At 64.4% G+C, this 13,886-nt stretch carries 12 protein-coding genes; 8 read left to right on the forward strand and 4 right to left on the reverse strand.

Features of this window, described 5'->3' with window-relative positions; all coding sequences use genetic code 11:
• The first annotated feature begins 132 nt into the window (after positions 1-132).
• The 3 genes from J4D52_RS26275 to J4D52_RS26285 all read left to right on the forward strand — a co-directional run bounded on the left by J4D52_RS26275 (position 133) and on the right by J4D52_RS26285 (position 3,024).
• Complete coding sequence (locus J4D52_RS26275; protein WP_102676665.1) at positions 133-1,188, forward strand: Gfo/Idh/MocA family protein; 1,056 nt, start codon at positions 133-135, stop codon at positions 1,186-1,188.
• A gap of 2 nt (positions 1,189-1,190) precedes the next feature.
• The gene (locus J4D52_RS26280) at positions 1,191-2,006 is read left to right on the forward strand and encodes a sugar phosphate isomerase/epimerase (RefSeq protein ID WP_102676664.1); all 816 of its coding nucleotides are present in this window, start codon (positions 1,191-1,193) and stop codon (positions 2,004-2,006) included.
• A gap of 139 nt (positions 2,007-2,145) precedes the next feature.
• Positions 2,146-3,024 carry a DMT family transporter gene (locus J4D52_RS26285; RefSeq protein WP_102676663.1) on the forward strand — a complete coding sequence of 293 codons (879 nt, stop codon included), beginning with the start codon at positions 2,146-2,148 and terminating at the stop codon, positions 3,022-3,024.
• A 95-nt stretch (positions 3,025-3,119) separates the two neighbouring features.
• Here the strand turns inward: J4D52_RS26285 and J4D52_RS26290 are convergent, their stop codons facing one another.
• On the reverse strand, positions 3,120-4,457 hold the full coding sequence (locus tag J4D52_RS26290; protein WP_025807613.1) for an MFS transporter: 1,338 nt from the start codon (positions 4,455-4,457) through the stop codon (positions 3,120-3,122).
• Positions 4,458-5,038: 581 nt separating this feature from the next.
• On the opposite strand from J4D52_RS26290, the gene quiC reads away from it, so the two are divergent.
• Together quiC and J4D52_RS26300 are read left to right on the forward strand one after the other, a co-directional pair.
• A complete protein-coding gene (gene quiC, locus J4D52_RS26295; RefSeq protein ID WP_102676662.1) occupies positions 5,039-6,949 on the forward strand; it encodes a 3-dehydroshikimate dehydratase QuiC in 1,911 nt (636 codons plus the stop codon).
• Positions 6,950-7,053: 104 nt separating this feature from the next.
• The gene (locus J4D52_RS26300) at positions 7,054-7,731 is read left to right on the forward strand and encodes a TetR/AcrR family transcriptional regulator (RefSeq protein WP_102676661.1); all 678 of its coding nucleotides are present in this window, start codon (positions 7,054-7,056) and stop codon (positions 7,729-7,731) included.
• 4 nt (positions 7,732-7,735) lie between these two features.
• Here the strand turns inward: J4D52_RS26300 and J4D52_RS26305 are convergent, their stop codons facing one another.
• On the reverse strand, positions 7,736-9,223 hold the full coding sequence (locus J4D52_RS26305) for a PLP-dependent aminotransferase family protein (RefSeq protein ID WP_102676660.1): 1,488 nt from the start codon (positions 9,221-9,223) through the stop codon (positions 7,736-7,738).
• A gap of 137 nt (positions 9,224-9,360) precedes the next feature.
• Between J4D52_RS26305 and J4D52_RS26310 the strand changes: the two genes are divergently transcribed.
• On the forward strand, positions 9,361-10,560 hold the full coding sequence (locus J4D52_RS26310; protein ID WP_102676659.1) for a benzoate/H(+) symporter BenE family transporter: 1,200 nt from the start codon (positions 9,361-9,363) through the stop codon (positions 10,558-10,560).
• A gap of 97 nt (positions 10,561-10,657) precedes the next feature.
• Here the strand turns inward: J4D52_RS26310 and J4D52_RS26315 are convergent, their stop codons facing one another.
• Entirely contained in the window at positions 10,658-11,512 is an 855-nt protein-coding gene (locus tag J4D52_RS26315; protein WP_102676658.1) for a shikimate dehydrogenase, read from the reverse strand.
• On the reverse strand, positions 11,509-11,958 hold the full coding sequence (gene aroQ / locus J4D52_RS26320; protein ID WP_102676657.1) for a type II 3-dehydroquinate dehydratase: 450 nt from the start codon (positions 11,956-11,958) through the stop codon (positions 11,509-11,511). The genes J4D52_RS26315 and aroQ overlap by 4 nt, the downstream gene beginning before the upstream one ends.
• 256 nt (positions 11,959-12,214) lie before the next feature.
• Between aroQ and J4D52_RS26325 the strand changes: the two genes are divergently transcribed.
• On the forward strand, positions 12,215-12,733 hold the full coding sequence (locus J4D52_RS26325) for an RNA polymerase sigma factor (RefSeq protein ID WP_007928868.1): 519 nt from the start codon (positions 12,215-12,217) through the stop codon (positions 12,731-12,733).
• 63 nt (positions 12,734-12,796) lie between these two features.
• Positions 12,797-13,801, forward strand: a complete 1,005-nt coding sequence (locus J4D52_RS26330) for a FecR family protein (protein WP_102676656.1) — start codon at positions 12,797-12,799, stop codon at positions 13,799-13,801.
• The last annotated feature ends 85 nt before the right edge of the window (positions 13,802-13,886 follow it).

Below are 13,886 nucleotides of genomic sequence, written 5' to 3' on the forward strand. Positions count from 1 at the left end.
TACACATTCAAGTCATCCTTAAAGCTGTTCGCTGATCGGACACTATTTTGTTTTGCTCTTGTGTGAAAGTGGAACCGAGTTCTAAATATTTGAAATCTCGCGTTCCGATAACAATCACAAGAGGATCCCGCCTTGGACTCGCCTTTGCGCATTGCCCTGATCGGCGCCGGCAACATGGGACAGCAGCATTACCAGCACCTCAAGACCCTGACCGAAGCCAGGCTCTGCGCCGTGGCCGATCCCGGCCCGCAAGCCGCCGGCATCGCCACGCAGTGGGAGGTACCCTATTACTCCGACTATCGACAGATGCTCGAACAGGCCCGCCCCGACGCGGTGATAGTCGCCAATCCGAACAACCTGCATGTCAGCACCGCCCTGGATTGCCTGGCGGCCGGGGTGCCGGTGCTGCTGGAAAAACCGGTCGGCGTGCACCTGGATGAAGTGCGTGAACTGGTCGCTGCCGTGAAAAACAGCGGTGTCCCAGTGCTGGTGGGTCATCACCGCCGGCACAACCCGCTGATCGTCCGCGCCCATGAGTTGGTGCAGGGCGGGGCATTGGGCCGGCTGACCACGGTCACCGCGCTCTGGCAATTGCAGAAACCCGACAGCTATTTCGAGATTCCCTGGCGCCGCGAGCCCGGGGCCGGGATGCTGCTGACCAACCTGATTCACGACCTCGACCTGCTGCGTCACCTGTGTGGTGAGGTGCGTCAGGTGCAGGCCGTCACCAGCAACGCAGTGCGCGGTTTCGCCAACGAGGATTGCGCTGCCGTCCTGCTGCAATTCACCAACGGCGCCCTGGGCAGCCTGACCGGTTCCGACGCGGTGGCGGCGCCCTGGAGCTGGGAGCTGGATTCCGGCGAGAACCCGGTGTACCCGCGCCAGGCCGACCAGCCGTGCTATTTGCTGGCCGGCACCAATGGCGCCCTGAGCATTCCGCAACTCAAGCGCTGGCAGTACGCCGAGGCCGGTGCCGGCTGGCATCAGCCGTTGCTGGCGGTCGAGGAACCTTTCACCGCCGCCGAAGCCCTGCGCCTGCAATTGCAGCATTTCGTCAAAGTGGCGCGGCGCGAGGCCGAGCCGCTGGTCAGCGTGGCCGATGCGGCGCGGACCCTGGCGCTGATCGAGGCGATCCGCGAAGCGGCCGCCACCGGTCGCGCCTGTGCCCCGGCGCTGATCGAGGGATGAGCATGAGCCAACGTATTCTTTCCCTGGCCAGCCTCACGGTGCTGGAAATTTCGCCGCCGCAGATGGTCGAGGTGGCGGCCCGTGCCGGTTATAGCCACGTCGGCTTGCGCCTGGTACCGGCGACACCGGAGGAGCATCACTTTGCCCTGGTGGCCGATGCCGAGCTGCGCCGGCAGACCCTGAGCCGCCTGCGCGACACCGGCGTCGGTGTGCTGGATGTGGAGATCCTGCGGCTCAAGCCACAAACCCGGGTGGCGGATTTCGAGGCGGTGCTGGCGGTCGGCGCGGAGTTCGGCGCCAGCGAGCTGCTGGTGGCCGGCAACGACCCCGATGAGGGGCGCATGACCGAACGCTTCGCCGAACTTTGCGACCTGGCGTCGATCTACGGCTTGCACCCGCACCTGGAGTTCATGCCCTGGACCGATGCGCGCAACCTGGAGCAGGCGGTGCGGGTGGTGGAGAACGCCGGTCGCGACAACGCCGCGGTGCTGGTGGACGCGTTCCACTTCGATCGCTCGGCCTCGCGCCTGGAGGATCTGGCAAAGGTCGCGCCGTCACGGCTGCGTTATGCCCAGCTGTGCGACGTGGCCGGCCCGCGACCGGACGACATGCAGGAGATCCTGCGCCAGGCCCGCAACGAACGGCGTTTCCCCGGGGATGGCGATTGCGACCTGGTGGGGCTCTTGCATTGTCTGCCGGCCAACCTGCCGTTGAGCCTGGAGATCCCCGCAGTGAAATTGCTCGAGCAGGGCGTCGGCGCCCTGGAGCGGGCGCAGATGGCCCTGGACAAGACCCGGGCGTTGTTGGCCCGGATCTAGTGGGTAGCCCGTATGGCCCTATCGCGGGCAAACCTCACTCCTACAGATGAACGCTGCTTCTGTAGGAGCAGGGGGGACGCCCAGTTCTTGCCCGCGAAGCTGTTTCTACAAACAAACCCTATCTTGAGAGATCCTGCGGATGACCCTCAGCACACCCCTTTCCGGCGTCAACCAGCCCTTCAAGGGCATCCTGCTGGTCGTGGTGGCGACCTTTTTGTTTTCCAGTCACGACGCCCTGTCGAAGTACCTCTCGGGGTTCTATCCGATCGTGATGGTGGTCTGGGCCCGCTACCTGATTCATACCCTGCTGATGGCCGGGATCTTCCTACCGCAATCGGGCCTGCGGGTGCTGCGCACCAAGCGGCCGCTGCTGCAGCTGGCACGGGCCTTGTGCCTGCTCAGCACCAGCTTGCTGTTCACCTCGGCGCTGCTGTTTATCCCCCTGGCCGAAGCCACCGCGGTCAACTTCCTGGCGCCGGTGCTGGTCACCGCGCTGTCGGTGCCGCTGCTGGGCGAGCGGGTCACGAAGGGCCAGTGGCTGGCGGTGATCTGCGGCTTTATCGGGGTGCTGATCATTGTTCACCCGGGCGGCGACCTGTTCACCCCGGCGGTGCTGCTGCCTTTCTGCTCGGCGCTGTTTTTCTGCTTTTACCAACTGCTGACCCGCAAGCTCGCCGAGCACGACAGCCCGACCACCAGCAACTTCTTCGCCGGGCTGTGCAACACCCTGGTGATGAGTGCGCTGGTACCCTTCTTCTGGCAGGTGCCGAGCTTTATCCATGGCCTGATGATGCTGGCGCTGGGGGCCTGCGGCATGACCGCCCACCTATTTCTGACCCAAGCATTTCGCCTCGCGGCGCCGGCCCTGCTGGCGCCGTTCGGCTATTGCCAGATCGTCTTCGCCGGGCTGCTGGGCTGGCTGTCGTTCAGCCATACGCCGCAGCCGATCACCCAACTGGGCATCGCGGTGATCTGCCTCAGCGGCCTGGCGGCTGCCTGGCAACAGCGCCGGCGCTGAGCGGAATTCATCAAGGGGGCGCCAGCCGGGTATTGGCTGGCAAGAGGGCGGGCGAAAAAAAGCAGGCCCGGAACCGGGCCTGCGAGAGGAAAGCGTCAGTCTTCTACTTTCGGAATCTTGCGCGGAGCCATGAAGTACATCCAGGTCAGGGCGATGAAGTACATCGCCGGGATCAGGGTGAACAGCACGGTGTAGTTGTTGTTGGTGACGGTCAGGATGTGGCCCACCAACTGGGTCATGAACATGCCGCCGATGGCCGCGCACATGCCGCCGAAACCGAACACCGTGCTCATCATGTGCTTGGGCGTGTAGTCCATCACCAGGCTCCAGATGTTGGCGGTCCAGGCCTGGTGCGCGCCGATGGCCAGGGAGATGGCGAGCACCGCGATCCACAGGTTGCTGGCGCCGGCGGCCATGACCACGCTGACGATGCAGCAGGCGAACAGCAGCATGGACATCAGGCGCGCCTTGATCGGGTTGACGCCGCGGCCGATCAGGAACGACGAGAGGATGCCGCCGCCGACGCTGCCGAAGTCGGCGGTCAGGTAGATGATGATCAGCGGGATACCCATCTGGGTCACGTTGATGCCCAGGTTGTACTGCTGGTTGAGGAACGGTGGCAGCCAGTACAGGTAGAACCAGAACACCGGCGCGGTGATCGAGTAGGCCAGGGCGAAGGCCCAGGTGCCGCGCATGCGCAGGATGCGCGAGAAGGGCACGCGGGTCTGTTCCGGTTCGACTTCTTTCTGGATGTACTCGAGCTCGGACTGTTTGACGCTCGGGTGATCTTCCGGGTTGAAGTACTTCAGGCCCCAGAACAGCAGCCAGACAGCGCCCAGCGCGGCCATGCAGAGGAACGCTGCTTGCCAGCCCCAGGCGTGCAGGATCAACGGCAGCAGCATTGGCGTGAGCATGGCGCCGACGTTGGTCCCGGCGTTGAAGATACCGGTGGCCACCGCGCGTTCACCGGCCGGGAACCACAGGCGCGTGGTCTTCACGCAGGCCGGGTAGTTGGCGGCCTCGGTCAGCCCGAGGATGAAGCGGCAGACCATGAAGCCCGCGGCCGAGGTGGCCAGGCCATGAGCGCCGGTGGCCAGGCTCCACAGCAGCACCGCGAAGAAGAACACGCGCTTGACGCCGATCCGGTCGATCAGCCGTCCTTGCAGGATGAAGCCGACGGCGTAGCCGACCTGGAACCAGAAGTTGATGTTGGCGTAGTCCATCGCCGTCCAGCTCAGTTCCTTGGCCAGGATCGGCTGCATCACACCCAGTGCGGCGCGGTCGATGTAGTTCAGGGTGGTGGCGAAGAACACCAGGGCGAGCATGCCCCAGCGGGTCTTGCCGACCGCCATGGCGCCGCGGATCTTGTCGCCGATGCCGCCGGAGGCGGTGCCGAGGCTCGGGGCCATGCGAGAGCTTTGAGAAGGAATCATGTGTGCCATCCGTTCAATGACTGACGAGGGACAACTCGTCGGGACTCAAGGGCGCGTGATCGATCGTCGGCTGGGCGGACAGGCCGCGGGTGAACGCAATGATCGATCGGCTGAGTGCTTTGGTCGACACGCATCGGGCGCGGCGATTGAAAGCGGTCGGGTCAGCGTGCAAGCACGGTTCAGCCCAGGGGCCGTAGTGCGTCCGTCTGAAGGCGGCTGTTGGAGGCGTGGCCGGGTGAGCGCCGGAGGACCAGGCAGAGAGATGTGGCGTTGAGTGCAAGCATGAGGGTGTACCCGATTTTTGAAATTTTTATGGTGTGTTCTGGGTCTTTGGCGATTGAAGCCGGCGGTTCGGTGCCGGCTCAATGTGCTGTCGATGGTGCGCAGTGGACGAAAAATCGTCAATTCGCCAACGGCCATTTTGTTCGATAATCGCACGAAAAACTAACTGGTTCGTACACTTTAAATTGCTGTCTGCAATGCCCGGCTCAATAATCCGCTCCATCCAATAACAAACCTGTACCTGCGGCAGCGGCCACAGGCACGGCGCCCGATCTGTAGTCATTACCGGGAGTTGAAACATGCAGCGTTCCATTGCCACCGTCTCCTTGAGCGGTACCCTGCCGGAAAAACTCGAAGCCATTGCCGCCGCCGGTTTCGACGGCGTGGAGATTTTCGAGAACGACCTGCTCTACTACGACGGCAGCCCCCGGGAAATCCGCCAGATGTGCGCGGACCTGGGCATCGCCATCACCCTGTTCCAACCCTTTCGCGACTTCGAAGGCTGCCGCCGCGACCGCCTGCAACGCAACCTGGAACGCGCTGAACGCAAGTTCGACCTGATGCAGGAACTGGGCACCGACCTGGTGCTGGTATGCAGCAATGCCGCGGCCGACAGTGTCGGTGACCGGCAGATCCTGGTGGACGACCTGCGCCTGCTGGCCGAGCGCGCCGGCAGCCGTGGCCTGCGGATCGGCTACGAAGCCCTGGCCTGGGGCCGGCACGTCAATACTTATCAACAGGTCTGGGACATCGTCCGCGAGGCCGACCATCCAAGCCTCGGCGTGCTGCTCGACAGCTTCCACACCCTGTCGCTCAAGGGCGACCCGGCGGCGATCGCCGAGATTCCCGGGGACAAGATCTTCTTCGTGCAGATGGCCGACGCGCCGATCCTGGCCATGGACGTGCTGGAGTGGAGCCGGCATTTTCGCTGCTTCCCGGGGCAGGGCGATTTCGACCTGCCGGGGTTCCTCGCGCCGATCATCAAGAGCGGCTACACCGGGCCTTTGTCCCTGGAGATCTTCAACGACGGTTTCCGCGCCGCGCCACCCCGGGCCAACGCCGCGGACGGCCTGCGTTCGCTGCTGTACCTCGAAGAGAAGACCCGCCAGCGCCTGGCGCAGGAAGCCACGCCCGTGGCCAATATCGATACGCTGTTCGCGCCGCCGCCGGCCAGTGAATATGGCGGTACCGAGTTTCTCGAGTTCGCCGTGGACGAAGCGCTGGGCGCCAAGCTCGGCGGCTGGCTGGAGCGTCTGGGGTTTGCCAAGGCCGGCCAGCACCGCTCGAAGAGCGTCAGCCTGATGCGCCAGGGCGATATCAACCTGATCCTCAACTCCGAGCCTTACTCCTTTGCCCACAGCTTCTTCGAAGCCCACGGCCCCTCGGTGTGCGCCACGGCGATCCGGGTCAAGGACAGCGCCAAGGCGCTGGAGCGCGCGGTGGCCTACAAGGGCCAGCCGTACCGCGGGCTGGTGGGCCCCAACGAACTGGAACTGGCCGCCGTGCGCGAGCTGGATGGCAGCCTGATCTACCTGGTGGATCAGGAGCAGGGCGGGCAGCACCTGTACGACACCGATTTCAATATGCTTCCCGGGGTGGTGGCCAAGGGCGGCCTCAAGCGCATCGACCACATGGCCATGGCGCTGCCGGCCGACAACCTCGACAGTTGGGTGCTGTTCTACAAGAGCCTGCTGGATTTCACCGCCGACGACGAAGTGGTGCTGCCCGACCCCTACGGGCTGGTGAAGAGCCGGGCGCTGCGCAGCCGGTGCAGCACCATTCGGTTGCCGCTGAACATTTCCGAGAACCGCAAGACCGCGATCTCCCATGCGCTGTCCAGTTATGGCGGCTCGGGCGTGCATCACATCGCCTTCGACTGCGACGACATCTTTGCCGAAGTCAGCCGGGCCAAGGAGGCGGGCGTACCGCTGCTGGACATCCCGCTGAACTACTACGACGACCTGGCGGCGCGCTTCGATTTCGACGAGGAGTTCCTCAGCGAGCTGGCCTACTACAACGTGCTCTACGACCGTGACGCCCAGGGCGGCGAACTGTTCCACGTCTACACCGAACCGTTCGAGGGGCGCTTCTTCTTCGAGATCATCCAGCGCAAGAATGGCTATGTCGGGTATGGCGCGGCAAACGTCGCGGTGCGTCTGGCAGCCATGGCCAAATCCCGCAGTGGCGCGGTGCGGCACGCCAAGTTGTAGGAGTTTCGTAACGGCGGCGGCAAAGGGCCGCCGTCCTGCTTTCCTTCGCTGCGCGACGCGGCCCATAATCGCCCGCGTGTGCAGCGATGGCCGTGAGCCCCAGAATGATAATGACCACAGAACTCTCCGTAGTGCCCGAGCAGTCCGTGAACGAGCCGCGCAAGAGTCGCAAGAACAACCCGGAAAAGACCCGCGAGAACATTCTTCAAGAAGCCATTGTGGAGTTCGTGCAGCAGGGTCTGTCCGGCGCTCGGGTGGATGCCATCGCCGAGCGCATCCACACCTCCAAGCGCATGATCTATTACTACTTCGGCAGCAAGGAACAGCTGTACGTCGAGGTGCTGGAGAAGCTCTACGGCGATATCCGCAGCACCGAGAGCCGCCTGCACCTGGCGGAGCTGGCGCCGCGCGATGCGATTCGCCGGCTGGTGGAGTTCACCTTCGATCACCACGACCGCAACGTCGATTTCGTGCGCATCGTTAGCATCGAGAACATCCATAACGCCGAGTACGTGAAGCGCTCCGAGGCGATCAAGGCGATGAACAACACCATCCTCCATGCCCTGGGCGAGATCCTGCAGCGCGGGGTCGACGAGGGCGTGTTCCGCGCCGGCCTGGACCCGCTGGATGTGCACTTGCTGATCAGCTCGTTCTGTTTCTACCGCGTGTCCAACCGCCACACCTTCGGCGAGATCTTCCAGATCGACCTGCCCGACGAGGCGATCAAGCAGCGCCACCGCGAGATGATCTGCGAGTCGGTGCTGCGTTACTTGCAGGCCTGATTGCCTAAAGGGTTGAACCCTGCTGCCGATCGATCAGGCGGCACAGGGTTTCAACCGCATCCTGCATCGACTCCGCCCGGGTATTGCCAAAGCCCATCAACAAGCCAGGACGTGGCCGGCCCTGGGCTCCAACGAAAAAGCCTGACAGCGGCGCGACGCCGATTTTTCGGGCATGGGCGGCGGCAGCGATAGCCTGGTCGTCGAGGCCATCGGGCAGTTCGGCGAGCAGATGCAATCCGGTAGCGCTGCTGGCTACCCTCATGCGCTCGCTGCCGGCATTGTGAATGGCCGCCAGCAAGGCTGCGCGACGTTGCGCATAAACCGCCTGGCTACGACGGATATGGCTACCGAGGTGGCCATTGCCGATGAACTCCGCCGCCGTCGCCTGGAGTGACAAAGGTACGCGGTGGCCGCTGCCATTGCGCACTTTGCACAATACGTCCACCACCGCCTCGGGGGCGACCAGGAACCCCAGGCGCAGACCCGGCGCCAGCAGCTTGCTCAAGGTCCCCACATAAATCACCCGCCCCTGATGACCGTCCAGGGCCTTGAGCGCCGGTGTTGGCGCGCCGCCGTAACGAAACTCGCTGTCGTAATCGTCTTCGAGGATGAAGGCATCGGCATCGTGGGCCCATTGCAGCAAGGCCAGGCGTCGCGCCAGGCTCATGCCGACCCCCAGGGGATACTGGTGCGAAGGCGATACCAGCGCGAGCCTGGCGTGCGGCGCGAGCCGGCGGCCGGCCTGCACATCCAGCCCTTCTTTATCCACGGGAACGCCCACCGCCTGCACGCCAGCCAGCAACACGCTGCGGTAGGCCGCATCGTAGCCGGGGTTCTCGACCCAGACGCGATCTCCCTGGTCGGTGAGCGCCAGTGTCGCAATCGACACCGCCGCTTGGGCACCGGGGGTAATCACGATGTGACTGGCCTGGCAGACCACCCCGCGTGCCGCGCCCAGGTAAGCCGCCAAGGCTTCGCGTAATGGCAGGAAACCCTGTGGGTCGCCGTAGGACAGGTCGGGAAGTGGCCGGCGTCGCCAGAACCGACCTTCCAGGCGCCCCCACAGGGCATAGGGAAAGGCGTCCAGCGCCGGCAGGCCAGGAGTCAGCGGCCAGGCGGCGGAGGCCATGGACATCGAGTCGTTCCCCGTCAACGCCCGGGCCCGGGTGGAGCCGATGGTGGCCTCTGTCCGGGCGGGCGACGAGACTGTTGGTTCGGCGATGCGGGCCATGACATAGGTGCCCGAACCTGTCCGGGCCTCCAGGAACCCCTCGGCGATCAACTGCCCATAGGCCTCGGTCACGGTCATGCGTGATAGCCCCAGCTGGGCCGCCAGCACACGTGAGGCCGGCAGGCGGATGCCGGCCTTGACGCTGCCATCGGCGATGCCTTTGCGCAGGAACAGCAGCAATTGCTCGCGCAAGGACAAGTGGCCGTCCTTGGCCAGTTGCAGACGGTTCCAGATGGGATAGGCGGTTTTACGGGTTTTCATCGAGGGCCTGTGGATTGTCGGACTGCGCGACAAGCTGGAAAAGTGGTCTGGGATATTGATGGAAAGTGGATATTTTATACAGACCATTATCTTCGGATACTCCCTCGCCTCGCCAACACATCCAGAGGGGCCCACCGATGAAAACCGCCAGCATCAGAATCGCTGACCTGCTGCATCCGAGCGTTGCCGCGCTGATTTCGGTCATCGTCAATTACGGAGGAACCTTCATTCTGGTTTTCCAGGGGGCCAAGGCGGCGGGGCTGAGCCCCGAGCAAACCGCTTCGTGGATCTGGTCGATCTCTATCGGCGTCGGCCTGACCGGCGCCTGGCTGAGCTATCGCTACCGCGAGCCGATCATTACCGCCTGGTCGACCCCGGGCGCGGCCTTCCTGATCGCGGTACTGCCGAGCACGCCTTACCCGGAAATGATCGGCGCCTTCATGCTGTCGGCTGTCGGCTTCGTCGTGCTGGGGATGTCGGGCTATTTCGAGCGGGTGGTGAAGCTGATCCCGCCGGGAATCGCGGCGGGCCTGCTGGCGGGCATTTTGCTGCGCTTCGGGATTGGCGCTTTCGACGGGGCGGGGGTGGATCCTTTGCTGGTGGGCGCGCTGCTGCTCAGCTATGTGCTGCTACGCCGCTTTACCGCGCGTTATGCGATTGTCGGGGTATTGCTGATCGGCATCGTGCTGTTGCTCGGGTTGGGGCAAGTCAGTTTCGCCGGCCTCGAACTCAAGCCGGCCCTGCCGGTGCTGACCTTGCCGGTGTTCTCGCTGAATGCGCTGTTGAGCGTGGCCCTGCCGTTGTTCCTGATCACCCTGACCGGCCAGTACATGCCCGGCATGCTGGTGCTGCGCAACGACGGATTCAAGACCAGTGCCAATCCGATTCTTACGGCGACAGGGCTGGGCTCCTTGTTGATGGCGCCGTTCGGTTCCCATGCATTCAACGTCGCCGCGATTACTGCCGCGATCTGTACGGGCAAGGAGGCGCATGAGGAGCCCGCGAAGCGTTATCTGGCCGGGCTCGCTTGTGGGGTGTTCTATCTGCTGGTGGGGATTTTCGGCAGCACCCTGGCGGCGCTGTTCGTGGTCCTGCCGGCGACCTTTATCACCACCCTGGCGGGTTTGGCCCTGCTGGGTGCGATCGGCGGCAGCCTCGCCACCGCGCTGGTCGAGCCCAATGGCCGGGAAACCGCCTTGATCACCTTCCTGGCGACCGCTGCCAATATCACCTTGTTCGGTTTGGGCGGCGCATTCTGGGGATTGCTGGCGGGGTTGCTGGCGCACGGCGTGATGCACGGCCGGCTGCGGCCAGCCGGTCGTCAGGAACGCGCGTAGTCGCAAGAGGGTATTGCAATGGGACGCCTCACCGTATGGCGGGCACCTGTCGAGAGCGGGGCTGATCACGGCCCCGCACCGACCCGGTCATGCACTGTCAGCCATTCATGCTCTGGAAATGCGCGAGCATGCGCTGGGCATCCGGCGTTATGCCGCTGAACAGCTCGAACGCCTTCACCGCCTGAAACACCGCCATGTTGCCGCCGTCCAGGGTGCGGCAACCCAGGGCGCGGGCATTGCGCAGCAACTCGGTTTCCAGGGGGAAGTAGACGATCTCCGCGACCCACAGCTCAGGGCGCAGCAGCTCGATCGGCACCGGCATGCCCGGCAGCTTGGCCATTCCCATCGGCGTGGTGTTCACCAGGCCGTCGGCGGCGGCCAGGGTGGTGGGCAGGTCGACGCCGGCCTTGGCCCGGCCGGGGCCGAAATGCTGGTTGAGGTTGTCCGCCAGGCTCTGGGCGCGGGCGCTTTCCACATCGAAGATGCTCAGCTGCTGCACGCCTTCGCTGAGCAGCGCATGGGCCACCGCCGCACCGGCGCCGCCGGCGCCCATCTGCACCACAAGCTCCAGGGCCACGCCCTGCAAGCCGCGGCGGAAACCTTCGGCAAAACCCAGGCAGTCGGTGTTGTGGCCGACGCGCTTGCCGTCCTTGAGCACCACGGTGTTCACCGCGCCGATGCCGCGGGCCTCGGGCGACAGCTCATCGAGCAACGGGATGATGCTCTGCTTGCAGGGAAAGGTGATGTTCAACCCGGTGAAGTTCATGCGCTCGGCGGCCAGCAGCAGGTCGAGCAGGGCGCTGCTGTCGAGTTGCAGCTGGTCCAGGTCGACCAGCCGATACAGGTAGCGCAGGCCCTGGGCGTCTCCTTCGTGCTCATGCAGCGCCGGGGTGCGCGAGGCCTGGATGCCGGCGCCGATCAATCCGGCCAGTACTGTGTTCTGCTGGGTCATGCCTGGGCTCCTTGAAAGCGCTGGCTGAAATGCGCCAGTGCCAGGCGATAGCCATGGCTGCCGAAGCCGCACATGACCGCCAGGGCGATGCCCGAGACAAAGGAGTGATGGCGGAAGGGTTCGCGGGCGTGGACGTTCGACAGGTGCACTTCGATCACCGGCAGTTCGCTGGCCACCAGGGCGTCGCGGATCGCCACCGAGGTGTGGGTCCAGGCCGCCGGGTTGATCAGGATCCCGGCGCAACGGCCACGGGCAGCGTGAATCCAGTCCAGCAGTTCGCCTTCGTGGTTGGTCTGGCGAAACTCCACGGTCAGGTCGAACTCCTCGGCGGCACGCCCGCATTGGGCGGAAATGTCGGCCAGGGTCTCGTGACCGTAAGTGGCGGGTTCGCGGGTGCCGAGCAGGTTCAGGTTCGGGCCGTTGAGCACCAGAACGATAGGGCGCATGAGGGGAATTCTCCGTTGTTATTGTGGGCGCGGCTTGAGCGGCCAGCGGCTGCAGATAAATTGTACTAACTAGTTAATTTGGTCAATAAGCCGGGGGACGACCCCGAAATAGTGGTTCGATAATCGAACACTACCCGGATGAGTGGAGAAGTTCTTTCACCTTCTCGGCAGAAGATGCGTATTCATATCAATTGAAAACAATTCTTAGTAAGCCGTAAGATGCCGGCCAATTTCCTTCAAGTTCCAGGGAGTCGGTTTGTCGGACGTGGATCTCAAGGGGCTGTTTCTCAAGCATGCCGCTACCTTACGTGGGTATCTGGCGCGCAAGGTACGGGACCCGCAGTTGGCCGCTGATCTGGTGCAGGAGAGTTTCCTGCGGCTGGCCGAACAGACGCGCGGCGAGCGCATCGACAATTCCCAGGGTTATCTCTACCGAACGGCGAACAATTTGCTGATCGACCATGTCCGTCAGGAAGCGCGGCGCAAGACCGACACCGTGCCTCATGAGGCCCTGGCCGAGATCGAGGATGAGCAGGCCGGTCTGGAGGCTCAGGCGATGGCGCAGCAACAGCGCAAGGCATTGAAGCAGGCCATTCTGGAGTTGCCGCCGCGCACTCAGGAGATTTTCCGCTTGAACCGGATCGAAGGCATGACCCACGCCGAAGTGGCCAGGCATCTGGAGATTTCCGACAGCTCGGTGCAGAAACACCTGTCCAGGGCCCTGGCCCATGTGATGCAGCGCCTGGCTACCGGCGGTCGGGCGGCCGACGAGTGAGTTACGGTAAAAACCGGGGTCAGTCGTCACTGCTTATATATAACGAGAAATCGAGATTCACACGTGAATAGCCAGGGTCCGCAAGAGCGCAGTATCACTGAGGCCGCCGCCGACTGGGCGGTGCGTTTGCACGCCGGTGGACTGAGCGCCGCCGAGCAGGCCGAGCTGGAGCAATGGCAGGCGCGGGACCCGCGCCATGCCCAGGCGCTGGCGTTTGCCCGGCAGACCTGGGACGCGCTGGGCGAGCTGCGCCTGGAGCCGCAACTGGCGCAAGCGCGTCGGGCGCCCGTCGCCAGGGCCACGACCCTTCCCCGGCCGCGCCGTCGGCGTTTCCTGCCGCGGGCGGCCAGCGCCGCGGTGCTGGTGCTGGCCGTCGCGCTCGGCGGGTGGCAAGGGCCGCAAGCCTTGCTGCACATGCAGGCCGACTACCTCACCGGCAAAGGCGAAGTGCGCACCCTGCAGCTGGCCGACGGCAGTACCGTGGAGCTGGATTCGTCCAGCGCCATTCGCCTCGATTTCAACCAGACCCAGCGCCAGGTGCACTTGCTTGCCGGCTCCGCGGTGTTCGACGTGGCGCCCATGGACGGCGAGGAGAGCCGCCCTTTTGTGGTCGAGAGTGCCGGCGGGCAGACCCGCGCCCTGGGCACGCGCTTCGTGGTGGGGCGTGAGAGCGACCGGCAGGCCTGGGTCGGCGTGCTGCAACACAGTGTTGCCGTGAGCCTGGATACGCCGGCGCAACAGGGCGCTTCCGAACGGGTGCTGCAGGAAGGGCAGAGCGCGCGCTACAACCCGCTGTCGGGGGTGGTCGCCCTGGAGGCTGTCGACCTGCAACGGGCTACCGGCTGGCGTCGTGGCGTGCTGGTGTTCGATCGCCAGCCGCTGGCGCTGGTGATCGAACAGCTCAATCGTTATCGCCCCGGCCGGGTAGTGCTGGGCAACGAGGCCCTGGCCCAGCGCCAGGTCAGCGGCGTATTCCGCCTGGACATGCTCGACACCGCCCTGGCCACCCTGACCCGGGAACTGCAGGTGCGGCACTTCGATCTGGCCGGCGTCAGCCTGATTTACTGAGGCCTGGCGCCGCCTGTTTCCTCCCCGTGAAAAATAATTGGAAAAAACCTTACTGAGTTTTCCTGCCTGGCACGTCTAGCTAACT

The organism is Pseudomonas sp. GW460-12-10-14-TSB1, from assembly GCF_017349775.1.
GTDB lineage: Bacteria > Pseudomonadota > Gammaproteobacteria > Pseudomonadales > Pseudomonadaceae > Aquipseudomonas > Aquipseudomonas piscium.

Coding starts and splice junctions, on each gene's coding strand:
- J4D52_RS26280 (WP_102676664.1), top strand. CDS start 1,191: ATGAGCCAACGTATTCTTTCCCTGGCCAGCCTCACGGTGCTGGAAATT.
- J4D52_RS26285 (WP_102676663.1), top strand. CDS start 2,146: ATGACCCTCAGCACACCCCTTTCCGGCGTCAACCAGCCCTTCAAGGGC.
- J4D52_RS26290 (WP_025807613.1), bottom strand. CDS start 4,457: ATGATTCCTTCTCAAAGCTCTCGCATGGCCCCGAGCCTCGGCACCGCC.
- quiC (WP_102676662.1), top strand. CDS start 5,039: ATGCAGCGTTCCATTGCCACCGTCTCCTTGAGCGGTACCCTGCCGGAA.
- J4D52_RS26300 (WP_102676661.1), top strand. CDS start 7,054: ATGATAATGACCACAGAACTCTCCGTAGTGCCCGAGCAGTCCGTGAAC.
- J4D52_RS26305 (WP_102676660.1), bottom strand. CDS start 9,223: ATGAAAACCCGTAAAACCGCCTATCCCATCTGGAACCGTCTGCAACTG.
- J4D52_RS26310 (WP_102676659.1), top strand. CDS start 9,361: ATGAAAACCGCCAGCATCAGAATCGCTGACCTGCTGCATCCGAGCGTT.
- J4D52_RS26315 (WP_102676658.1), bottom strand. CDS start 11,512: ATGACCCAGCAGAACACAGTACTGGCCGGATTGATCGGCGCCGGCATC.
- aroQ (WP_102676657.1), bottom strand. CDS start 11,958: ATGCGCCCTATCGTTCTGGTGCTCAACGGCCCGAACCTGAACCTGCTC.